Genomic DNA, 21,662 nt, shown 5'->3' with positions numbered 1-21,662 from the left:
AAGAAAAATATTCCACAATGACAAAGAAAGCCATTAGTACAATTATGCGGTTGTTACTTGGTATGAAAGCTATTTGTGCTTTGACTTTTGCTAAGTTTGTTTGGGTTGTCAAGACTGTTTTTTTCAGCTTACATATCTTATGGCAACCCCGACAGGTTTCGAGTAATTACAAATTTTTACCATTCTTTCTGACAATAGTTGTGGTTTTAGCGATCGCAGCCTGTAACCACAACACATATATAGTAACTCACAAGTCAACCCTTGCACGAACGCCAATAGAAACAAAAACCATTAGCCATGCTTTAGGTAAAGTTGAAATTCCACTTCAACCGCAGCGAGTAATTGTATTAGAAGAAAATATAATTCTCGATTCTGTAGTGGCGCTGGGTATAAAGCCAGTTGGTGTTGTGTATTGTGGAGGCTGTGAAGAAAAGTTTCGAGGTATACCCAGCGACTTACTTGCTGACGTTCCAGTTTTGGGCAGTATTGGGAGTCAACCTTCCCTAGAGAAAATTCTTGCTTTAAAACCCGATTTAATTCTGGGGTTAACAAACCTCAAGAATTCTTATAAACTCCTTTCCAGCATCGCGCCTACAGTACTGATCGATTTTCCCACCATGTACGATTTTAAAGAAAGACTACGATATGTAGCCCAGGTGTTGGGAAAGAGCGATCGCGCCGAAGAACTTCTGACTCAGTACCAAAATCGAATCCAAAAATTGCGGCAGCAATTAGGAAAACAACTAGAAGCAAAAACAATATCCGTAATTTATCTTGCAGGTTCGGCAGATATTTTTTATAGCTATAGAGGAGACTTTCTACCTTATGGCCAAATCATTAGTGACGCAGGTTTACGACTAATTCAACAAAATCAAAAACAACGTGAATTAACATTAAGTATTGAAGTTTTACCAGAATACGATGCCGATTTTTTATTTATTATGACCGATTTATTAAAAAGAGATTTTAAAGAAGCAAATCCTGAATTTTTATCTTTTTTGAAAAAGCCTATTTGGTCAAAACTTAAAGCTGTTCAAAATAAACAGGTATACAACGTAAATTGGAATGTCGGAGGGACTATCGGAGCTAATAAAATAATTAATGACCTCTTCAAATATCTAGTAAAAACATCTTAAAACCCGGATTTATCACCACATCTCTCAAAACCTTAGACTTCTTGGCATTTGTCGGGGTAAAGGGGAAGGTGGGGCCCCCTCTGGGGATAAGGGGCGGGGGAAAAGGGTAAAAAAACTCAAAATCCTTTCCCTTTAACATGAGTCCCTTTTCCCTAAGAGGTCTCTTGTGCAGGGGAGCAGAGGAGAGTTCAAATACCAAGTTTTTTCCCCTCTGCCCCTCTGAACTCATGGTATTTATGCTCTTCTGTGGCGCGTGCAATCTGGGATTTAACAGCAAGCAAAATCTACTGCAGAAAAACCTTTATAGTATCACTGGCGATAGATAACTCTACCCTTGTACCCAAAGGTAACGCTATATCTTTCAGTGTTCGCGCATGGAGTTCTTTACCAGAGGGAGTTTGTAAACAATATTGATACTCGCGCCCTAAAAATCGTCGGGTGCGGACAACTACGGGCGCATCTGTAGCTGGCTTTAAGATAAAATCTTCTTGGCGGATCATAATTTCGCCAGTATCTTCGGTGTGATTCGCTGTTAACTCAAAACTGCCGATTTCTGTTTCCCACACATTACCTTGGCGGCGCGCGGGAAGAAAATTAGCCTGAGTCACAAATTCGGCAACAAATCTTGATGCTGGATGAGTATAAATTTCTTCTGGTGTGCCTAGTTGCTCTAAATGTCCTTGGCGCATGACACCTACTATATCTGAAATAGCTAATGCTTCTTCTTGATCGTGGGTAACAAAAATTGCTGAAGTACCCGCCGCTTTGAGAATGTCGCGCACTTCTTCTCGTAAGCGCAACCTAACTTGAATATCAAGATTACTCAAAGGTTCATCCAAAAGCATGAGTTGGGGTTGGGGTGCTAAAGCACGGGCGAGGGCAACTCTTTGCTGTTGTCCACCTGAGAGTTCATAAGGGTAACGTTTTTCTAAGCCTTCGAGTCTCACCAAATTAATGACTTCGGCTATGCGTTTTTGTATTTGCTGTTTACTGAAATGTTTCAACCCAAAAGCCACATTTTCTGCCACATTTAGATGGGGAAACAGGGCATAATCTTGAAAAACAACACCGATATCGCGCTGTTCGGCTGGAGTGCAAGTAGAATTATTACAAACTATCTGTCCACCAATTTTAATTTCTCCTACTTGCGATCGCTCAAAACCAGCAATCATTCGCAACAGCGTCGTTTTACCACAACCAGATGGACCAAGCAATCCCAATATATCTCCTTGTTGCAACGTCAAAGATACGTTATCTACAGCAGGAAAGGTACTTTCTGCAAACTGCTTGGTGACATTTTGTAAGTCGAGAATTACTTGTTGCATAAGTAGATAACAGAGGAGTAGTTAGAACTTTGTTTACACTTGGGCTTTGCTTATTATTTTCTCTTTTTTGACGTTCTCTTGAGATAGCACCAATAAAGTTGAACCCATAGAAACTAGTAGCATAGCTAATGAAGCCGCCGCCGCATCGGCAAAATCCACATTTTCTGTAGCTTGCCAAATTTGCATTGCTAAAGTACTAAAGCCAATAGGCGCTAACAGCATTGTGGCAGGTAGTTCTTTAATCGCTGTAAGAAATACCAGCACCGCACCACTCAACACACCCGGTTGTACCAAAGGGAGAGTAACTTCTCTTAAAGTTTGCCAAGCATTCCTACCTAGACTACGGGCTGATTCTTCTAGCTGGGGATTGACTTGCAAAAGCGAACTGCGAACTGTTCCCACTGATTGCGGTAAAAATAAAACTAAATATGCAAATATTAGCATCGGCAGAGTTTGGTACAGTGCTGGCAAATAGTTGGCACCAAAAAATACTAAAGATAAGGCAACAACAATTCCTGGAACTCCAAAACCGATGTAAGAACAACGTTCAATTATGGCGGTGATTTTACTTGGAAATCTGACTGCTAAAATTGCTACTGGCAGAGCAAAGATTGTCGTAGCTAAAGCCGCTAGTCCAGCTGCGCCAATGGAGTTGAGAATGGTGGGGAATAAATTGGGGAAAGTATAGCCACTGTTAAGTCCGCGAATCAGCCAAAATAAGGTGATACCTACTGGCAAAACTACACCAAAGCTAGTAATTAGTAGACAAAAGCCGAAAGCTGGCCATTTCCATATTCCCAATTTGACAATTTTTGGTGGACGTAGAGAAGCCGAACCACGACTATAATAAGCTGCACGCGATCGCATTCGATATTCTAACCACAAAATCAGCAGCACCAATGTCACCAACATCAAAGATAAAGCTGCGGCGGAATTACGATTAAAACTAGCTTTATATTGCAAAAATATTGCCCGTGTAAAAGCATCAAATCGCATCAGCGATGGTGTACCAAAGTCACGCAAAGCATACAAAGCTACTAATAATCCACCTGCAATTATTGATGGTTTCAACTGTGGTAAAGTTACTTTGAAAAAGGTTTCTCTACTGCCATAACCCAAACTACGAGATGCTTCTTCTAGAGATGAATCAATCCCTTGTAATCCAGAACGCACAGTCAGCAGCATATAGGGATAGGTAAACAGAGTGATTGCCAAAACTGTCCCAGAAAAACCATAAATAGAAGGTAATTCTTCTACTCCTAATGGTTGAAGCAACAACTGCAAAAAACTACCCCGTGGTGCCAAAGTCGCAATCAGTGCAAAACTACCTACATAGCTAGGAACCGCCAATGGTAATGTTGTCGCCACTAACCAAAAACGTCTTCCTGGTAAGTCTGTGCGCACAGTTAAAAATGCTAATGGTACGGCGATTAGGGTAGAAAATAATGTTACCGTTGCCGCCATTGCCGCACTGTTGAAATAAATATTGATATTGCGGGGACGAGAAATCAATTCCCATAACTCTTCCCCGCCAATACCTGCGGTGCGAATGATTAAGTATAGCAATGGCAGAGCGATCGCAACTGCCACTACTGTTGCTGCTAATGTGAGAAATAATGGAGGGCGAACCGCTTTCAACTGTTACAAAACTCCTGCCTGCTGTAGTAAATTCAAAGTTCCTGGTAAATCATCTAAATCTGTCAGGCTAACATTAGGTGGATTGAGCTTACTGATTGGTATTTGTTTTGATGGTGCTGGAATTCCTTTGACTAAAGGATATTCATTCGTTTGTTGAGCAAAGTAATTTTGTGAACTCTGTTTGAGCAGGTAATCAATTAAAGCTTCTACAAGCCTATTGAAGTTAAATGACTTGTACTTGCTGCATGAGTTTGAGTGTTGCCTCTAAATCGCTAAGATTACTCAAGTCGATTTTTTGAGCTTGTTTTTTAATTTCTTGGAGAGATTTAAGTTTACCTTTGGGCGCAACAGCCGAAGTTAGCGGATACTCATAGGTTTGATTAGCAAAGTAGTTTTGGGCATTTTCATTCAGCATGAATTCGACAAACTTTTGAGCAATATTGGGATGTTTGGCGCTGTTAAGAATTGCTACGCCTGCAACATTTACCAAGGAACCCACATCATCGGTAAAATGATGCTCCACAGGAACTTGAGGATTATCTTGCTTAACTCGTTCTAGATAATAATGATTGACAAATCCCACAGCAATTTCGCCGCGAGATAAGGCTTCCACGATCGCAGCATTATTAGGATAAACTTTAGGATTGTTAGCTTTAATACCTTCTAACCATTGCCTAGCTTTGTCTTCTCCTTCTGCAACTCGTAAGGCGGTGACAAAAGATTGAAAGGAACCATTTGTAGGTGCCCAGCCAATTTTACCTTTCCACTTCGGTTCAGTAAAGCCAAAAATTGACGATGGTAATTCCCCTGGTTTTACTAATTTAGAGTTGTAATCTACTGTACGAACTCTCCCAGAAACACCTAGCCATTTCCCCTCTGGTGAACGGTAGGTACTATCTACCTGATTAAGAAGAGATGTTGGTAACTGTACTGCTCGATTTGCTTTTTGCATAGCTCCGAGGGCGCTAGCATCTTGGGCAAAGAAGACATCTGCGCGACTGTTTGCCCCTTCTTCCAAAATTGCTGATGCTAACTCAGCAGTATCGCCGTAGCGGACTTGTACTTTACTATTAGTTTGTTGCTCAAATTGTTTGATCAGCTCACCAATCAGTTTTTCGTTGCGTCCTGAGTAGACTACTAGCTCTTTTTCTAATGTACCGCTAGCAGCCGTAGTCGGTGTAGCTTGCCCTGATGGCGATTGGGCAGTATCGGTGGGAGTTTGATTAGAATTACAAGCGATCGCTAATCCACCACTAGCAGTTGCTAGTCCTACTATATAGACAAATTTGCGGCGCTTCATAAGCTTTCTCCAATAGAACACGCACTATTAATAAGTTTATTGAAATATATTACTATTAATTTAGGCAGTTTGCCTAATGACATTTTAATGTATACTCAGACTAATATCTTGCTAACTCAATAGAGAGAAGCAATTCATTTCTTAGTTAAAATAATTATTTATCCATATTATTGTCAATTAATTAGAATAAATTTTTGAAAAAGAATTGATAATTATTTTTATTAAATAAAAAATGCCTAAAAGCAATAACTTCTAGCTGGAAATTATTCTTATAGAAATTGGTGAAAAAATGTTTTCAAACAAAATTACTGTCTGGCTTTTGGTTGCTAGCACCAAAACAAGGTAGGTATTTTTTGGGCAAGCAGATAGGATCTATGAAAAGAGTAGAATTTTAGGAGTAAACCTCTGTCTTTACAAGCCATTACCGTTCCCACAGCAAATTCTCAACCTCCAGCAGGCTTAATTGTCACTTTGCATGGTTGGGGTGCTAATGCTGAGGATGTAGCATCTTTGTTACCATTGCTCAACTTATCCGATTACCAGTTTGTATTGCCCAATGCACCTTATCCTTATCCCTATTCCCCTATAGGGAGGGCATGGTATGACCTGCGGGTGGAAAATATGTATCAAGGGTTGGCAGAAAGTCGGCAACTGCTAACAGATTTCTTGCAATCTTTAGAAAGTACCACTGGCATACCTTTGTCACGTACCATTTTGAGTGGATTTTCTCAAGGCGGAGCAATGATTTTAGATGTCGGTTCAAAATTACCCTTAGCAGGTTTAGTTGTCATGAGCGGGTATTTACATCCCGACGCGCTAACGGCAGCTAAAAGTGGGATTCCGCCGACTTTAATCACTCACGGTAGATATGATGAAGTTGTGCCCCTGAAAGCTGCTTTGAAGGCACGAGAAACTCTAAAGTCTCTAGGAGTGGCAGTAGAATACCACGAATTTGATATGGGGCATGAAATAGATCCAAAAACGTTAGAAGTGCTACGAAATTTCGTTGTAAATACAATTGCTTAGTCAGGATTACGAATTTTTTATAAATTCTGGTACAAATTCTGACAATTTTTACGAACTTAATGACTTCTAATGAGTAATATATATTGGGTGGCTGCGTTCAGCGCAACTTAACCCATGCTGAAGGCGAGTGCTGCATACGGGAGGGGCAAGTATTATGACAACTCTAAGCATTTCCCAAAAAGAAATTGCTGCCATGAGTGCAGTAGAAGTAGAAGAACTAGCTACACGTCTGGAACTGGATAATTATAGTAATGCTTTTGAGGGTTTAAACGATTGGCATCTATTGCGAGCGATCGCATTTCAGCGTCCAGAGTTAGTTGAACCCTATATCTACCTCTTAGACTTGGAACCCTATGATGAAGCGTAGAGACGCGATTAATCGCGTCTCTACAGGAGTTAGGAGTTAGGAGTTAAGAATTAGGATTTATAAATTTAGTACTAATTTTTGAACGGCTCACTCCTAACTTTTTACCATGACTAATCCAAAATTGAACAGGGTTCTCATTGGTGTAGGTGGCGGTATCGCCGCCTACAAAATCTGTGAATTGGTTTCGACGCTGTTTAAAACTGGGGTGGAAGTCCGAGTTATCCTTACCCGTTCGGCGCAAAAATTTATCACGCCTCTGACAATATCCACTCTATCTCGTCATCCCGCCCACACAGATGATGATTTCTGGCAACCAACTCACTCTCGTCCGTTGCATATTGAGTTGGGTGAATGGGCAGATATTATGGTAATTGCCCCTTTGACAGCTAATACATTAGCAAAGTTAGCCTACGGGATGGCGGATAATTTACTCACAAATACCGTGCTGGCTTCTACTTGTCCCGTGCTGTTAGCACCCGCAATGAATACTGATATGTGGGAACAGCAAGCGGTGCAACGAAATTGGCAACAGTTATTGATAGATAGCCGATATCATGGGATGAATACAGCATCAGGATTATTAGCGTGCGATCGCATCGGTGCTGGTAGATTAGCAGAACCTCCAGAAATTTTGGCTCAGATCCAATCGTTGTTACACACTCAAGGCAAACGAGATTTAGTAGGTAAACGAGTCTTAGTTAGTGCTGGGGGAACGCGAGAGTTTTTCGATCCAGTGAGGTTTATTGGTAATCCTTCCACAGGTAAAATGGGATTAGCTTTAGCGCAAGCCGCATTTCATCGAGGGGCAAATGTCACTCTGGTACATGGCCCAGCTAATTGGGATGTACCACTGGGAGTACAAGCGATTCCTGTTGTTAGCGCAGACGAAATGCAGCACGTCATGGTGGAATCTTTACCCAGCGCTGATATCATTGTCATGTCAGCAGCCGTGGCCGATGTGAAGCCACGAGATTATAGTACAGAGAAATTGCCCAAGCGATCGCTCCCCCAAGCTTTACCTCTGGAACCAGTACCGGATATAGTGGCCCAGTTAGCACAACACAAACAGCCGCATCAAAGATTAATTGGTTTTGCTGCACAAACTGGGGATATTGTCAAACCTGCATTAGAGAAATTACAGAATAAAAAACTTGATGTCATTGTTGCCAATCCCATCGATCAACCTGATAGTGGTTTTGGTAGCGATAATAATCAAGCAATATTTTTAGATAGTCAAGGAAATCAGGTACAAATTGCACCTTGTTCTAAATTAGAAATGGCGCATCAATTATTTGATTTTCTTTCTATAGTCTGAAACCTATGAGACAACTAGCAACCGAATCACCATCCACCTGGCGTTTCATCCCAATGCTTCAGACATCAGGGGGAGTGCAAATGGCGATCGATGCTTGGTTGTTCAACCAATGTGAAAAGGGACAGCACCCGCCTACCCTGCGTTTTTATACCTGGTATCCTTATGCTCTTTCCTTGGGACATCTGCAAAAACAATGGCCTGCCGAGTGGCATAATCTGATTTACCAAGGACAGCCACTCAATCTAGTTCGTCGGCCAACGGGAGGTAGAGCTGTTCTCCACCAAGGAGACTTAAGCTACGCCCTGATTACCTCAGCTAGTAATGGAAAAAGCTGGGGTACTTATGAAAAAATCTGTAACTTTTTGATCCAAGGCTGGCAAACCTTGAATATTGAGTTAAATTATGGTTCTGCTGGACGAGGTTACATTCACAATCCCAGTTGCTTCAACACAGCAACAGCAGCTGACTTAGTTACTACCGATGGAAGTAAATTTATTGGTAGTGCCCAACGCAAGGGAAGAAATACCATTCTTCAACACGGCTCAATGATTTTATCTACAGACAAAGGTTTATTTCAGGAAATCTTTGAACAATCGGCTCCGTGGAATACCTCACTTTGTAACACACAGCAACAGGATGGCTGGATTATAAAGATTGTGGAGACACTGACAGAGACAGCAAAACAGTACTTTGGCATAGAACTAGTTACCCAACCATTCACCGAGCTAGAATGGCAAGATATTCTCAAATTGCGATCGCTTTATGAAGTGCGTTAGCGTAGCTTACCGTAGGTATCGCCTATTCCAAAATTTGAGTTTATGTAAGAAATACGTAGCAAAATAAAATTTACCGTAAATAAAGTTACTAGACTGAAAAGACTAATTTGAGTCATCATACTTTTGAGAGCGATCGCAGATGAGGACATTAAATTGGGAAAGGAAACTACTACCTTGAATTGGGTATAACCCGTATGCTCTATGGCTTTAAGTCACTTTTCTAGATTTTACAATATAAGTAAGACATAAAAATAACGCTTCAATTATATGAAAATACTCTCATCAGAGCTAGTCCATTTGGGATTTGGCAAATATGTGCGTTCTGATCAAGTGACAGCAGTTATACCAATAGAAGAGGAGCGAGGCCCAGGCCGACGAACCTTTGTTCACATTCAAGGGCAAAACGATCCAATTATCGCCTCTCGCGCTGAAGATACCATCGTCCGTGATTTGGTACAGGAACCACGCGAAGTTACTCAAGCCCGTCAGCAACAGGAAATTCTTCAAGATTTATTGGTTAATTTAGCTAATGTTAATTCCACTGTGCGCCGAATTAACCGTGATGAAGGCAGTTTGGATCTCGATTTGTTAGAACGACGAATTAAGCAAGTCCTGGAAAATTAATTGCAGAAGTCAGCAAACTAAATAACGGAGAAAGATATTGCTGAATACCATTACAGACCAAGTTTCAGTATCAGATACACAAACAAGATCACCAAGGTTGTGGATACCTGAACGGGTACTGTTTACACCTGCTGCCTTAGATGAGGATTGGGGGCAGCAGATTCTTAAACGTGTGCAGTCACTCAACTTACCAATAGAAGAACTATCACAAAACCGCCTGAAGGGTCTGCGCGGTGAATCTGAGCGGGATACTTACAACATCGCCAAGCGTACCTTAGCCGTAGTTACTGCACCACCCAGTTCTTTTAAACTGAGTCCGATTCCACCTTCTGCGGATTGGCAGTTTCACCTTGCCGAAGGTTGTCCGGCTCACTGTCAATACTGCTACCTAGCGGGTAGCTTGTCGGGGCCACCTGTCATTCGCGCTTTTGCCAACTTACCGCAGATATTAGAGAACTTAGCGAACTACGAGCAACAGGGGAAAACTACCAGTTTTGAAGTTAGCTGTTACACAGACCCATTGGGTATTGAGCATTTAACTGGAAGTCTTGCTGAATGTATCCGTTACTTTGGCACTCGTACCAATGCACATCTACGTTGGGTATCAAAGTTTGATGCTGTGGATGGATTACTCGATTTACCACACAATGGGAATACTCGCTGTCGGATGAGCGTTAATGCCGCACCAATTTCTGGTAAGTTTGAAGGTGGCACGGCATCCGTAGCATCCAGACTGAATGCGTTGCGACGGTTAGCGCTACCACAAGAGCGTGGCGGTGGCGGTTATCCAGTAGGTTTGGTGATCGCGCCAATTATGCCGATAGATGATTGGCAAATGCACTATAGTCGTTTATTTGACCAGATAAACGAGGCACTGGATTTTGACTGTAACCTTACCTTTGAGTTAATCTCGCATCGGTTTACACCAGGGTCAAAAGAAGTGTTACAAACTTGGTATCCGCAATCAAAATTAGAGATGGATGAGGCAAAACGCAGTGTCAAGCGTAATAAGTTTGGCGGGACGAAGTACGTTTATGAGAAAGACACAATGAAGGCGTTACGTAGCTTTTTTGAGAGTGAGATTAGTAAACGCTTTCCAAATGCTGAAATTCTTTATTGGACTTAATAGATCGCTTCACTCAAATATAGTTTGAGCAAATTAATTATTGGGTGAGAGAGTAGACTTCTTGGCATTTGTCGGGGTAAAGGGGAAGGTGGGGCCAATACGGTTCGGATAAGCATTTTTCACTTTCCTTGTGGTCTGGGGAATGGGTTTGCGGGTAAAGGGTAAAGGATGTATTCAAAACCTTTCCCCTTTAACCGAACCGTATTGAAGGTGGGGCCCCCTCTGGGGATAAGGGGCGGGGGAAAAGGGTAAAAAAACTCAAAATCCTTTCCCTTTAACATGCACCCTTTTCCCTAAGAGTGCAAAAATATATATTTTCAAGGCAGGTCTAGTGTACAGTGACTTTTTATTTGTCGTAGTACCAAATTTAATGTCATCGAGGATGTGAAGGCTGAACTCTCTAGCGTTCAGCTTAGAAGCAGCACAGAGAACTCATATCATGTCCGGTTGCAGTAAGTTTTTCCCCTCTGCCCCCTGCCTCTATCCTAAATAGCTTTCATTGGCAGACTGACAACGAATGTCGCTCCCTGTCCAATTCCTGGACTTTCGGCCGAGACTGTGCCACCGTGTAATTCTACCAAGTGACGAACGATCGCTAACCCTAATCCTAATCCGCCATGCGATCGCGTGCTGGAACTGTCAGCTTGACGAAAGCGTTCAAATACATGGGGTAGGAATTCGGGAGCAATTCCCACTCCCGTATCACTCACCCGAATTTGCACGTAAGATGCAATGCGCTCCAATTGCACATCAACTCCACCGCCCTTGGGTGTAAACTTGACGGCGTTGGAGAGCAAATTCCACACAACCTGTTGCAAACGGTTGGCATCGCCCACAACTACCTCTACTTTTGGGTCGAATCTACACTTGATATTAATCTCTTTAGCCTGGGCTGCTGGGTACACAGTATCGATTGCCGCTTCTACAAGTGGTACAAGTTCTACCTGATCCATATTTAAATGAAGTGTGCCTCTAATAACTCGTGACACATCGAGAACATCTTCAATCAGTTGTGTCAGGGATCTAGTATTACGTTCAATTGTCTCTAGTGCCCGGCCAGTAGTAGCCTGATCAAATTTGCGAGTTCTAAGTAGCTGCGTCCAGCCTAGTATAGCGTTGAGAGGTGTACGGAGTTCGTGGGAGAGTGTGGCGAGAAACTCATCCTTCATGCGGTTAGCAGTTTCGGCATCGGCGCGTGCTGCTTGTTCGCGTTTAAGCAGTTGTTCGCGTTCTTGCTCTGCTTGCTTGCGATCGCTAATATCAATCATGAATCCATGTAGTAGCTGCGGGCCATTTTCATCCCGCACCACATTCACAATGTCATATAGCCAGACAACTCTGCCATCAGCAGCCAACATTCTATATTCAAATTCATAATTATTCAGTGATAGAGAAGATTCTTGGCAATACTGGATAGCCCACTCCCGATCTTCTGGATGCATGTGTTTTGCCCAGAAATCATCGGTGTACCAGTCTGACAATGGATAGCCAATAATCTCAACGGTTTGCGGCCCTACATAAGTAAAATTTCCGGTAATGGCATTTACTTCCCAAGGAATCATGCGAACTTTTTCGGTGAGTGTCTTTAACCGTTTCTCGCTTTGTTTGAGAGCTGCTTCTGCTAACTTGTGAAGTGTAATATCTGTGATTAGGGCAACAAATCCTGCAACTTTCCCCTCCTGACTGAACTGGGGAATGTAAGTGACATTCACGTAATGGTTTGTGCCATCTTTATTAGGTAATTGGGTTTCGTAAGTTATTTGCTCTCCTGAGAGTACTGCTTCTACATAAGGAAGAATTGACTGATAAACTGATTCTCCTAAAACTTCTTTAATGTGTTTACCATAAATTTCGGAAGTAGGAATTCCAAACCAGTCTTCATATTCTTTATTATTAAAGCGATAACGCTGCTGACTATCAACATAAGAAATCTTGGCGGGCACAGCATTGGTAATTAGACGCAGTTCATCTTCTCGTTGACGGAGCGCTACTTCTGCTCTTTTGTATTCTGTGATGTCGCGTTGAGTTCCCCACGCTCTGACTAAAAGCCCATTTTCGACAATTCCCACTAAATTATTCAAAAAATATTTGGAGTTACCTTGCTTATCTATTTCATGGGACTCAGCATCGATTAGTCGGTAGTTAGAACGTATAAAGTTACGCAGATATTCAATATTATGTGGATCGGAGGCAACAACAAAGTCTCCTAGTCTAGCGCCGATAATTTCTTCGGCATGAGAACAGCCATACATCTGCGCCATAACATTGTTGCATTCTGCTAAGTAACCATATTGATAAAAATGTTGAATTTGCTCCTCTTCTGAACAATCTGGTGAAATTGGTATTTCCAATTCCATACACCAGATACCTTCTGAACTCTGCTCTAAAAAAGTGCGGTAGCGTTCTTCGCTTTTGGAAAGGGCAAGTTCTGCTTGTTTGCGTTTGCTTAAATCAATCACAAAAGAAATAATATCATTTTGGTTATTTTCTAACAAAGCAGAACCTAACAGAATAGGAACACGGCTACGATCTTTGCCGATGTATTCGTTCTCAAAGGGCTGACACACGCCTTTCGTTGCGAGTTCTGCGATCGCACTATTATTAATTTCAATATATTCTGGTGGTATCATGTCGCGCCATCGAAGCCCTGCTAGCAAATCCTCCTGCGAATAACCTACCATTCGTAAAAAAGCATCATTAGCCTCTGCGATCGCCCCGTCCATATTGGCTACAATTACCCCAATAATGTTGGACTCTACCAATCTTTTAAATCTTGCTTCGCTCGCCTCTAGCTTCTGCAAACTCGTTTGCAGATGTTGTTTCACAGTGCCTAACTCTGAGTTGAGCAAGCTAATAAGTATTGTTACAAAAACAGACAAGCCTAACCACGCTATGCTCTCTACATTCGTAACAAGGAGCGAAAACACAGGCTCTAAAAAAAAGTAGCTAACGGCTAAAGTAGACAAAGCAGTAGCCAGTAACCCTGCTTTCATGCCGCCATACCAGGTACTAAGCGCCACGGCAGCAAAAAACAGCAGGAAAATAGTTGGTTTCAGTAGTGGCTGTAGCAATAGTGTTAGTAGCAGTGCGCTACCAACAGCCAATAAGGTTACAGCATAGGGCGCTAGAAGGAAACGTATTCCTTTCAATGTGGCTTCTCCTTTTATGCAGCTAGCTAAAGGATTATTCCCAAAATCAGCTAGACAATGCGTTGGCGTAGCCCGTCGTAGACATCGCTCAACATTTATTATGCATCGGAAAAATATCTATCTAAGCAGTTAATTGCGGTTAATCTATCTAAAGTAGTAAAACTCAATTTTAACAAAGGTTAAATAACTTGATAAGCCTCGCTCTAATGATATATGTTTTATTTTTTAATCTCTGTCCAATAGGAGAAAACTCTTAAATTTTTTAATTAATTTTATTTAGTATACAAGTCATCATTTGTCTTTTACCTTTAACCTGAATTGAACCTCGTTTTTCCAATAAATATTTATTCTTTAAAAGCTGATAAATTGTTTCACAAACCTGAATACTACCTAATATTATATTTAATCACTCGACTAATTTTGCAGGAAATAAGTAAGGAGGTGCTAAAAAACACAACTAAATTAAGAAGGGTAAAGGTTAAGGGTAAAAGGGAAAAACCTTTACCCTTTAACCTTTTCCCTTTACCCATACAAAACTTTGTATAGTTCGGTTTAATTGTGCCAACCTACTTATACGAGTTGAAAGCTCTGTAAAACCGACAATATGGTAAAGGTTTTTGTTGGTTTGCCAATCAGACATTTCATGACTAATAAGCGTATCTAGTTGGATTTTGTTGGAGTTACTTGGATGAATCATGCACTTTTTGCGTTATTAGTAATCAATAGACTAGGGAATGGGGCATGGCGAATGGAAAAATTACCAATGCCCAATACCCAATCCCCCATGCCCAATCCCCAATGCCCAATACTCATGGCTCGTACCCCCACACTAAATTTTGATCGTGGCACATTAATTTTGCATCCACCACCACGTGGGAAAGGTTGGATGGACTACGCTACATGGGATGATAGAGTTGAAAAATTCCGCATTCCCGCAATTAGATACCGATCGCTAGTGGAAGCACTACAAGCGGAAGATGTGAATTTTATCGATGAGGCCAAGCAATTTTATCCCGTAGATTTGGTTCCCACTCTGGAAATGGAACCATATCCCCACCAAACTGAGGCGCTAGCCGCTTGGAAACTGGCGGGTAGACAAGGGGTGGTTGTGCTTCCTACAGCGGCAGGTAAGACTTATTTGGCGCAAATGGCGATGCAATCAACGCCGCGCACAACGCTAATTGTGGTGCCAACTTTGGATTTAATGCATCAGTGGTATGCACACCTAGTAGCGGCTTTCCCTGATGCTGAGGTGGGATTGCTGGGTGGTGGTTCGCGGGATAGAACAGCTATCCTAGTTGCAACTTATGATAGTGCAGCAATTCACGCTGAGACGTTGGGAAATCAATATGCGTTGATTGTTTTTGATGAATGTCATCATTTACCGACAGATTTTAATCGAGTGATTGCTGAATATGCGATCGCACCTTATCGTCTTGGACTCTCAGCGACACCAGAACGTACCGATGGTAAACACGCTGACTTAAATATCCTCATTGGTCAAGAAGTATATCGCAAACGTGCCGAGGATTTGGCGGGGAAGGCGTTAGCAGAACATGAAATTGTCCAAATTAAAGTAAAGTTATCGCAACTTGAGCGCGAAAGATATAACCAGTTAATTCAAACCCGCAATGACTTTTTGAAGCAATCGAAAATTTCTTTGGGGAGTTTGCAAGGTTGGCAAATGTTCGTGCAAATGAGTGCTAGATCGCAATCTGGACGTAGAGCGATGTTAGCGCATCGAGAAGCGAAAGATATCGCTTTAGGTACTGATGGGAAGTTGCGAATTTTGATTGATTTATTGGCAGAACATTATCCGGCAAGAATTTTAATTTTTACTGCTGATAATGCGACGGTTTATCGCATTTCTCAAGAGTTATTAATTCCGGCAATTACTCATCAAACTCCTGTAAAGGAACGCCATGAGATATTAACAAAGTTTCGAGAAGGTAAATATAATACTTTGGTTGCTTCTCATGTGTTGAATGAAGGGGTTGATGTGCCGGCGGCAACTGTTGCAATTATTTTATCTGGAACGGGTTCGGCTAGGGAGTATACTCAGCGATTGGGTAGGGTTTTACGGAAGGGGAATATTGAGAATAAACAGGCGATTTTGTATGAGGTGGTAGCGGAGGATACGAGTGAGGAAGGGACTTCGGCTAGGCGAAGAGGGGAAAGGAAGGCAGGGGAAGCAGGGGAAGCAGGGGGAGAAAAAGAGAAGAAAGGGAAGTTACAGGTTGTGTATGGGAGTGGGAAGGAAAGGAGTTTGAAGGCTGCGGAACAGTTAGAAATTAATTATTCAGTCCAAAATCCAAAACTTGTACTGAGCGAACTTGTACTGAGCGAACTTGTACTGAGCGAAGTCGAAGTAGTCGAAGTAGTCGAAGTAGTCGAAGTATCTAAAATCCAGAATTCAGATGTTACCGACAGATTTACTGATGCATCGCCAAAACGGAGAGGAGATCATTCCGAAGAGACTGAAGATTGATCAAAAAACTTCGGAGTTGGCGATTGAGTTAATTAATTATTTTCAATCAGCAGTGGGGAAGACTCAAGGTGTGCTTGAGCGACAACTGACTGATTTTGAAGGAGATTCTACAGATTATCGGGTGAAGCGGGGATTAGCTTATATTCTTAAAAGCAGTTTTTGCACTTTTGAGGTAGTTAGTCCTTTGGAACCACAGATGTTAAGAGAACGGGTGTTTTCATTAGCTGCAAAATCAGTTTCTAGTCGAGAATCTACACAAGTAACTCTGAGTAAAATTGCTGATGAATTAACTCAAGAACTTGAACGGGAAGTTTTATTAGAACAGGTTCGTAATGGACTCTATGCTGATTTATCTGAAAATAAGATTTTGACTGTTTTTGATGCACCAACAGCACCAGATTTGTTAAATCGATATAACTTATCTCAGGTACAGGGTGTATTTTATAAAGCCAGTCAACTTGTCTTAAATGCTCATCGGAATGTTCCGGGTGAATATAAGCTGTTATTTCGCTATTTAAAGTTGTTTCAATTGATGGCTTATATTGAGGGCGATGCTGACCACGGGTTTACAATTACTATTGATGGGCCGACGAGTTTGTTTAATCCTAGTACGCGATATGGGTTAGCGATCGCTAAACTTATTCCGGCTTTACTTCACGTTACTAAATGGAGTCTTTCTTCCATTCTCCAAACTCGTGATGCCTATACAAATACTTGGAAAACTGGACGTTTTACTCTCAATTCCGAATGTGGTTTGGTATCCCATTATCCACCAGGAAAGCCCTACGATAGTATGTTAGAAGCATCCTTTGCAGATAAGTGGGATGCGTTGAAAAGTGGTTGGGCGTTAGAGCGAGAAGTTGATTTGATACCGATTCCTGGTAGTGTGATGATTCCCGATTTTCGCTTAGTTCATGCTGATGGACGCACATTCTTATTAGAAATTGTCGGTTATTGGCGACCAGAATATTTACAAAAGAAGTTTTCTCAAGTGCGACGGGCTGGACGTGATGATTTGATTTTGGCAATTTCCGAGCGACTTAATTTAGAAAAGGCGGGAGTAAAATTAAATGATGTCCCCGCCAGAATTGTTTGGTTTAAAGATAAATTATTGCCAAAATCTGTGTTAGCTGTGATGGATTGAACAAGGAGAAATAGTATGAAAAGTATACAAACAATTGCCACAGTTACCAAAGATGGTAAGATTACAGCACAGTTACCATTGGATATTCCAGAAGGTGAGCATCAGGTGGTAATAGTAATTGATGAAAAGCCTTTGGCTGAAGAAGAGAACAAACAAAAGAAAGCGCCTCTCAAATTTTCTGCCTATCCTGTAGGATTAGTCTCGGAAAGTTTAACTTTCCGTAGAGAAGACCTTTATGCAAACGACTAATAACTCTGTTTTCATCGATACAAATATTTTAGTTTATGCAAATTTAGCCTTGTCACCATTTCATGTACAAGCTAAAGAACGACTTCAAGTATTTGCAGAACAAGGTATTGATTTATGGATTAGTCGCCAAACTTTGAGAGAATATTTGGCAGCAATGACAAGACGAGGCGACTTAACTGGGAACATTCCTATTGCATCTTTAGTGGCAGATGTACGGTATTTTGCTAGTTATTTTCGCTTGGTTGAAGATAATTTACTCGTGACACAAAGGTTACTAACACTCATGGAGGAAATTCCTAGCGGTGGTAAGCAAGTTCATGATGCAAATATTGTTGCGACGATGCTAGTCTATGGTATTCCTCAATTACTCACTCACAACACAGGTGATTTTGCTAGATTTTCGGGATTAATTACTGTGTTGCCATTACAAAATTAGACTGTTTGCAATACTGCTCGGGTTTTGCATTTTGAACTCGGAATTTGGTTTGGGGTAAAGGGTAAAGGTTTTTTGTTTCCCCTTTCCCATTCCCCCTTCCCCTTTTCCCCAAAACCCGACAAGTATTGAGACTGTTTGGGATTTTGTAATTCCTCTCATGAACTCCAAATACTTCTGCGTTCCCAATATTGAGCGACTCTTTTTTTCCACTCCTCCCAGTAATCTTTAATCATTGCTGGTTCAAACCAAAATACCTCGGCTGGCATCTCTGGAATTGCTACTACCAACAAAGCATGATTTAGCTGAATGCCATAATCTCGATAATATTCGTTAGCTGCTCCTATGTACGCCGTAAGTTGCAGTGGATGTTCATATAAATGCTCAATTGAACCTTTAGGTTTGTCTGCTGTTTTCCACTCGCAAATACAGGGTATACCTTGATAACTAGCAATACAATCTACTTTGCCAGAATAGCTCAAATCGTAATGAAAAACTGAGCCTTCCACAAGTCTCACCGTGTCGATTTCTGCTAAGACTGGCTTAATACTTTCCCAATAAGGACGACTGGCTTCGGGACAAACAGGATTTTGCCCAAGGAGGTAGCGCTCAATTTGTTTGTGTGTTTGGGTTCCCCGACGACTGGCGTTTGTAGATATGCGGGTGGCTTCTTCTGTTCCAACACGCGCTTTCCAATTTAATAATCTGTCTCTATCTTCTTGGGGTTTGGTGACATTAAGTATTGTGGTGACGCTAGGGAAGCGGTTTCCCTTGGCATCTACATAATATTGTTTACCATTTTCTCTTAGGGATTTACTATTAATTCGAGGTAGCATTTGTAATTCGTAATTCGTAATTCGTAATTCGTAATTAAGAAAGTAGCGATTAGAAATCGCAGTTCATCTTTCACACAAGCAAAACTTTGGGCGATCGCTCTTGTTATAGTTGTGCTAATGCTTCATCAATATTTAGAGGTATTTCATGTTCTACTGCCTTCATTGCTAAGATAAGTCCTTCATCTTCAATGGCTTCTAGCAAGCGTAGATAGTCATCAAAATCTATGACTACTTTGCGGATATTACCTTCCATATCAGTAATCAGTTCTTGAGCAAAAGGGTATTTATCAGTTTGCATTTGGGTTGTGGTTTTAGTAGTCATAGTATGACTTTAGCGTTATTAGCTGCTCAGATCCCCGACTTCTTCAAGAAGTCGGGGATCTAAATCTACGTAAAGTAAGTGATATTCAACTCTAGATATTCTATTAATTCGAGGTAGCAGTTGCGTATTAAATTGCATCAGCTTTTATGAAAGTCAACTTAACGTTAAAAATCGTGTCTGCACAAACAAAATCAAGAAATGTCACGATCGCTCTAGGCTAGAATAACTTTTAGTGGAATTTCGGTTGTTATTCATAAAATTATGGAACCTGTAACACTAACGGCTGTTGCAACTGCGATCGCTACTATAGTTTTAACTAAAGCCTTAGAAAAAACTGGTGAAAAGCTTGGGGAAGCTGGGTTAGAAGCAAGCGGTAAATTAATCGCACAGCTACGTAATAAAAATAAATTGCCCTTGTTAGCAGAGGCGACACCAGAAAATACACAACAGCCGTTAGATTATGGTAAAGCAGTACTAGAGTTGAAAGCCGCAGCAGACACAGATACCGAAATTGCTCAATCAGTGCGGGACGTGGAAGCAGCAGTAAACGCCGATCCTCAAGTAGCGCCAAAAGTCGAAGCTTTAGCAAATGGGCTGAACTCGCAACCAGCAACCATCATTAATTCTACAAAGTTAGCTGAGTCTATTAAAAACGTCATTCAAGGAAATATTTTCACTGGTACTAATATTTTTTGACTGCATTCGCCTGGAGGAGAACAGGTAAAGTCAAATCTCGCCACCGAAATACCGCAAAATTTACCCTTGAGTGGGGTGGTGGAGTTTGTTGGACGTGAAAAAGACCTCAAAAACCTCCACCAGCTTTTGCAGGAAAACGAACAGGTAGCTATAGCTGCTGTTGCGGGGATGGGTGGAGTTGGTAAAACAGAACTTGCCCTACAATATGCCAGGAATCACCGCGAAACTTACAAGGGTGGAATTTGCTGGTTGCTGGCAAAATCTGGTGATGTCGGCATTCAAGCTGTGCAGTTTGCCACAACTGTGCTTGATTTAAACATACCAGAAGGTTTGGATGTCCCGGCACAAGTGCAATACTGCTGGCGGCATTGGCGTGAGGGCGATGTGCTGCTAGTGTTAGACGATGTTGGGGAATATCAGCAGGTTAAGCCTTATTTACCCTCGTCATCTTCCCGGTTTAAGGTGTTGATTACCACACGCCAATACTTGGGAGCATCCATTAAGCAATTATCTCTGGATGTATTGCAACCAGAAGAAGCGCTAGAGTTATTAAAGTCGTTTTTGAAAGAAACACCACAGCGAATTGAGCAAGAATTAGCTGTTGCAAATCAGTTGTGTGAGTGGTTGGGATATTTGCCTTTGGGTTTGGAATTAGTGGGGCGATATCTCAAGCGCAAAGTAGACCTTTCTTTAACAGAAATGTTGCGACGGTTGGAGAAAAAGCGACTAGAAAAACCCGCTTGGGATAAACCAGAAGGCGACATGACTGCACAACGAGGTGTGTTAGCAGCCTTTGAGTTGAGTTGGCAGGAATTAAACGACGATGATAAGCAGTTGGGTTGTTTATTGAGTTTATTTGCACCCGCGCCTATAGCTTGGGATTTGGTGGAACAGTGTTTACCAGAAGAAGACGAGGAAGAGTTAGAGGAAATTCGGGATGAGAAGTTATTGAATTTGCATTTACTCCAGCGCAAAGATGAGGGAGTTTACCAACTACATCCACTGTTGCGCGAGTTTTTCCAATATAAGCTTACAGGTTTAGAACAGGCAGAGGAATTAAAGCGTTCCGTTTGCAAGCTAATGGTAGGAATTGCCGAAAATATTCCTTATACCCCCACCCTTGAGCAAATCAACGCTGTTTCCCCAGCTATACCTCATATAGCTGAAGTAGCAAATCATCTCATTGAATACATCAGCGATGATGATTTAATTTGGCCATTTATCGGTAACGCTTGGTTTTACAATGGTCAGGCATTGTATGAAAAAGTAGCACCTTGGTTAGAGGAGTGTCTAGAAGTCACTAAACAGCGCTTAGGAGAAGAACATCCAGATGTTGCCGCTACCCTCAACAACCTGGCACAACTCTACTACTCCCAAGGAAAATACAGCGAAGCTGAAACCCTGAACCTGCAAGCATTGGAACTATGGCGACGCTTCCTGGGGGAAGAACATCCAGATGTTGCCACTACCCTCAACAACTTGGGACAACTCTACTACTCCCAAGGAAAATACAGCGAAGCTGAAACCCTGTACCTACGAGCTTTAGAACTATGGCGACGCTTCCTGGGGGAAGAACATCCAGATGTTGCCGCTACTCTCAACAATTTGGGACAACTCTACTACTCCCAAGGAAAATACAGCGAAGCTGAAACCCTGTACCTACGAGCTTTAGAACTATGGCGACGCTTGGTGGGAGAGGAACATCCTAATGT

The 21,662-nt window shown here is 41.7% G+C and carries 20 protein-coding genes; 13 read left to right on the top strand and 7 right to left on the bottom strand.

What is annotated here, in order from left to right:
* Positions 1 to 17: 17 nt before the first annotated feature.
* The gene (locus tag RMY16_RS18875; protein ID WP_322737701.1) at positions 18 to 1,136 is read left to right on the top strand and encodes an iron-siderophore ABC transporter substrate-binding protein; all 1,119 of its coding nucleotides are present in this window, start codon (positions 18 to 20) and stop codon (positions 1,134 to 1,136) included.
* A 284-nt stretch (positions 1,137 to 1,420) separates the two neighbouring features.
* Here the strand turns inward: RMY16_RS18875 and RMY16_RS18870 are convergent, their stop codons facing one another.
* The 3 genes from RMY16_RS18870 to RMY16_RS18860 form a co-directional block, all read right to left on the bottom strand.
* Positions 1,421 to 2,461, bottom strand: coding sequence for an ABC transporter ATP-binding protein (locus tag RMY16_RS18870; RefSeq protein WP_322737700.1), 1,041 nt, complete (start codon positions 2,459 to 2,461; stop codon positions 1,421 to 1,423).
* A gap of 33 nt (positions 2,462 to 2,494) precedes the next feature.
* The gene (locus RMY16_RS18865) at positions 2,495 to 4,099 is read right to left on the bottom strand and encodes an iron ABC transporter permease (protein ID WP_322737699.1); all 1,605 of its coding nucleotides are present in this window, start codon (positions 4,097 to 4,099) and stop codon (positions 2,495 to 2,497) included.
* Positions 4,100 to 4,322: 223 nt separating this feature from the next.
* Entirely contained in the window at positions 4,323 to 5,399 is a 1,077-nt protein-coding gene (locus RMY16_RS18860) for an iron ABC transporter substrate-binding protein (RefSeq protein WP_322737698.1), read from the bottom strand.
* A gap of 420 nt (positions 5,400 to 5,819) precedes the next feature.
* Here RMY16_RS18860 and RMY16_RS18855 point away from each other — a divergent pair, with 420 nt between their 5' ends.
* From RMY16_RS18855 to RMY16_RS18830, 6 genes are all read left to right on the top strand, one after another.
* A complete protein-coding gene (locus tag RMY16_RS18855) occupies positions 5,820 to 6,425 on the top strand; it encodes an alpha/beta hydrolase (RefSeq protein ID WP_416211684.1) in 606 nt (201 codons plus the stop codon).
* Positions 6,426 to 6,579: 154 nt separating this feature from the next.
* Positions 6,580 to 6,792 carry a DUF2555 domain-containing protein gene (locus RMY16_RS18850; RefSeq protein WP_094351471.1) on the top strand — a complete coding sequence of 71 codons (213 nt, stop codon included), beginning with the start codon at positions 6,580 to 6,582 and terminating at the stop codon, positions 6,790 to 6,792.
* Positions 6,793 to 6,898: 106 nt separating this feature from the next.
* Positions 6,899 to 8,107 (top strand): bifunctional phosphopantothenoylcysteine decarboxylase/phosphopantothenate--cysteine ligase CoaBC, encoded by a 1,209-nt coding sequence (gene coaBC, locus RMY16_RS18845; RefSeq protein WP_322737697.1) that lies wholly within the window; start codon positions 6,899 to 6,901, stop codon positions 8,105 to 8,107.
* Between the two features lie 5 nt (positions 8,108 to 8,112).
* Entirely contained in the window at positions 8,113 to 8,883 is a 771-nt protein-coding gene (locus RMY16_RS18840; protein ID WP_322737696.1) for a lipoyl protein ligase domain-containing protein, read from the top strand.
* Positions 8,884 to 9,150: 267 nt separating this feature from the next.
* A complete protein-coding gene (locus RMY16_RS18835) occupies positions 9,151 to 9,507 on the top strand; it encodes a hypothetical protein (RefSeq protein WP_322737695.1) in 357 nt (118 codons plus the stop codon).
* A gap of 103 nt (positions 9,508 to 9,610) precedes the next feature.
* Positions 9,611 to 10,633: a spore photoproduct lyase family protein gene (locus RMY16_RS18830; protein ID WP_322737733.1), complete on the top strand. Its 1,023-nt coding sequence runs from the start codon at positions 9,611 to 9,613 to the stop codon at positions 10,631 to 10,633.
* A 485-nt stretch (positions 10,634 to 11,118) separates the two neighbouring features.
* Here RMY16_RS18830 and RMY16_RS18825 read toward each other — a convergent pair whose 3' ends face one another.
* Both RMY16_RS18825 and RMY16_RS18820 read right to left on the bottom strand, forming a co-directional pair.
* On the bottom strand, positions 11,119 to 13,782 hold the full coding sequence (locus RMY16_RS18825) for a PAS domain S-box protein (RefSeq protein ID WP_322737694.1): 2,664 nt from the start codon (positions 13,780 to 13,782) through the stop codon (positions 11,119 to 11,121).
* Positions 13,783 to 14,044: 262 nt separating this feature from the next.
* Positions 14,045 to 14,167 (bottom strand): adenylate/guanylate cyclase domain-containing protein, encoded by a 123-nt coding sequence (locus tag RMY16_RS18820; RefSeq protein WP_322737732.1) that lies wholly within the window; start codon positions 14,165 to 14,167, stop codon positions 14,045 to 14,047.
* Positions 14,168 to 14,593: 426 nt separating this feature from the next.
* On the opposite strand from RMY16_RS18820, the gene RMY16_RS18815 reads away from it, so the two are divergent.
* From RMY16_RS18815 to RMY16_RS18800, 4 genes are read left to right on the top strand one after another with little or no spacing between them, the layout of a single operon-like run.
* The gene (locus tag RMY16_RS18815) at positions 14,594 to 16,270 is read left to right on the top strand and encodes a DEAD/DEAH box helicase (RefSeq protein WP_322737731.1); all 1,677 of its coding nucleotides are present in this window, start codon (positions 14,594 to 14,596) and stop codon (positions 16,268 to 16,270) included.
* A complete protein-coding gene (locus RMY16_RS18810) occupies positions 16,200 to 17,414 on the top strand; it encodes a DUF790 family protein (protein ID WP_322737693.1) in 1,215 nt (404 codons plus the stop codon). The genes RMY16_RS18815 and RMY16_RS18810 overlap by 71 nt, the downstream gene beginning before the upstream one ends.
* Positions 17,415 to 17,429: 15 nt before the next feature.
* Positions 17,430 to 17,663 (top strand): hypothetical protein, encoded by a 234-nt coding sequence (locus tag RMY16_RS18805; protein ID WP_322737692.1) that lies wholly within the window; start codon positions 17,430 to 17,432, stop codon positions 17,661 to 17,663.
* The gene (locus RMY16_RS18800) at positions 17,650 to 18,099 is read left to right on the top strand and encodes a type II toxin-antitoxin system VapC family toxin (RefSeq protein ID WP_322737691.1); all 450 of its coding nucleotides are present in this window, start codon (positions 17,650 to 17,652) and stop codon (positions 18,097 to 18,099) included. The genes RMY16_RS18805 and RMY16_RS18800 overlap by 14 nt, the downstream gene beginning before the upstream one ends.
* Positions 18,100 to 18,254: 155 nt before the next feature.
* Here the strand turns inward: RMY16_RS18800 and RMY16_RS18795 are convergent, their stop codons facing one another.
* Together RMY16_RS18795 and RMY16_RS18790 are read right to left on the bottom strand one after the other, a co-directional pair.
* On the bottom strand, positions 18,255 to 18,932 hold the full coding sequence (locus RMY16_RS18795) for a PD-(D/E)XK nuclease family protein (protein WP_322737690.1): 678 nt from the start codon (positions 18,930 to 18,932) through the stop codon (positions 18,255 to 18,257).
* A gap of 103 nt (positions 18,933 to 19,035) precedes the next feature.
* Positions 19,036 to 19,254 (bottom strand): hypothetical protein, encoded by a 219-nt coding sequence (locus RMY16_RS18790; protein ID WP_322737689.1) that lies wholly within the window; start codon positions 19,252 to 19,254, stop codon positions 19,036 to 19,038.
* 261 nt (positions 19,255 to 19,515) lie between these two features.
* Here RMY16_RS18790 and RMY16_RS18785 point away from each other — a divergent pair, with 261 nt between their 5' ends.
* Both RMY16_RS18785 and RMY16_RS18780 read left to right on the top strand, forming a co-directional pair.
* Positions 19,516 to 19,950 (top strand): hypothetical protein, encoded by a 435-nt coding sequence (locus RMY16_RS18785; protein ID WP_322737688.1) that lies wholly within the window; start codon positions 19,516 to 19,518, stop codon positions 19,948 to 19,950.
* 75 nt (positions 19,951 to 20,025) lie between these two features.
* A partial coding sequence (locus RMY16_RS18780) for a tetratricopeptide repeat protein (RefSeq protein ID WP_322737687.1) occupies positions 20,026 to 21,662 on the top strand: 1,637 nt, incomplete at its 3' end.

It is taken from the genome of Nostoc sp. DedQUE12b (assembly GCF_034530835.1).
Classification (GTDB): Bacteria; Cyanobacteriota; Cyanobacteriia; order Cyanobacteriales; family Nostocaceae; genus Nostoc.
The sequence above is the reverse complement of the archived record's forward strand: the minus strand, read 5'-3'. Positions and strand labels throughout refer to the sequence as shown.

What these genes read in the sequence shown, in the direction of transcription:
- RMY16_RS18850 (WP_094351471.1), top strand. Translation starts at nt 6,580, where the DNA reads ATGACAACTCTAAGCATTTCCCAAAAAGAAATTGCTGCCATGAGTGCA.
- RMY16_RS18835 (WP_322737695.1), top strand. Translation starts at nt 9,151, where the DNA reads ATGAAAATACTCTCATCAGAGCTAGTCCATTTGGGATTTGGCAAATAT.
- RMY16_RS18800 (WP_322737691.1), top strand. Translation starts at nt 17,650, where the DNA reads ATGCAAACGACTAATAACTCTGTTTTCATCGATACAAATATTTTAGTT.
- RMY16_RS18875 (WP_322737701.1), top strand. Translation starts at nt 18, where the DNA reads ATGACAAAGAAAGCCATTAGTACAATTATGCGGTTGTTACTTGGTATG.
- RMY16_RS18805 (WP_322737692.1), top strand. Translation starts at nt 17,430, where the DNA reads ATGAAAAGTATACAAACAATTGCCACAGTTACCAAAGATGGTAAGATT.
- RMY16_RS18815 (WP_322737731.1), top strand. Translation starts at nt 14,594, where the DNA reads ATGGCTCGTACCCCCACACTAAATTTTGATCGTGGCACATTAATTTTG.
- RMY16_RS18810 (WP_322737693.1), top strand. Translation starts at nt 16,200, where the DNA reads ATGTTACCGACAGATTTACTGATGCATCGCCAAAACGGAGAGGAGATC.
- RMY16_RS18870 (WP_322737700.1), bottom strand. Translation starts at nt 2,461, where the DNA reads ATGCAACAAGTAATTCTCGACTTACAAAATGTCACCAAGCAGTTTGCA.
- coaBC (WP_322737697.1), top strand. Translation starts at nt 6,899, where the DNA reads ATGACTAATCCAAAATTGAACAGGGTTCTCATTGGTGTAGGTGGCGGT.
- RMY16_RS18860 (WP_322737698.1), bottom strand. Translation starts at nt 5,399, where the DNA reads ATGAAGCGCCGCAAATTTGTCTATATAGTAGGACTAGCAACTGCTAGT.
- RMY16_RS18785 (WP_322737688.1), top strand. Translation starts at nt 19,516, where the DNA reads ATGGAACCTGTAACACTAACGGCTGTTGCAACTGCGATCGCTACTATA.
- RMY16_RS18840 (WP_322737696.1), top strand. Translation starts at nt 8,113, where the DNA reads ATGAGACAACTAGCAACCGAATCACCATCCACCTGGCGTTTCATCCCA.
- RMY16_RS18795 (WP_322737690.1), bottom strand. Translation starts at nt 18,932, where the DNA reads ATGCTACCTCGAATTAATAGTAAATCCCTAAGAGAAAATGGTAAACAA.
- RMY16_RS18790 (WP_322737689.1), bottom strand. Translation starts at nt 19,254, where the DNA reads ATGACTACTAAAACCACAACCCAAATGCAAACTGATAAATACCCTTTT.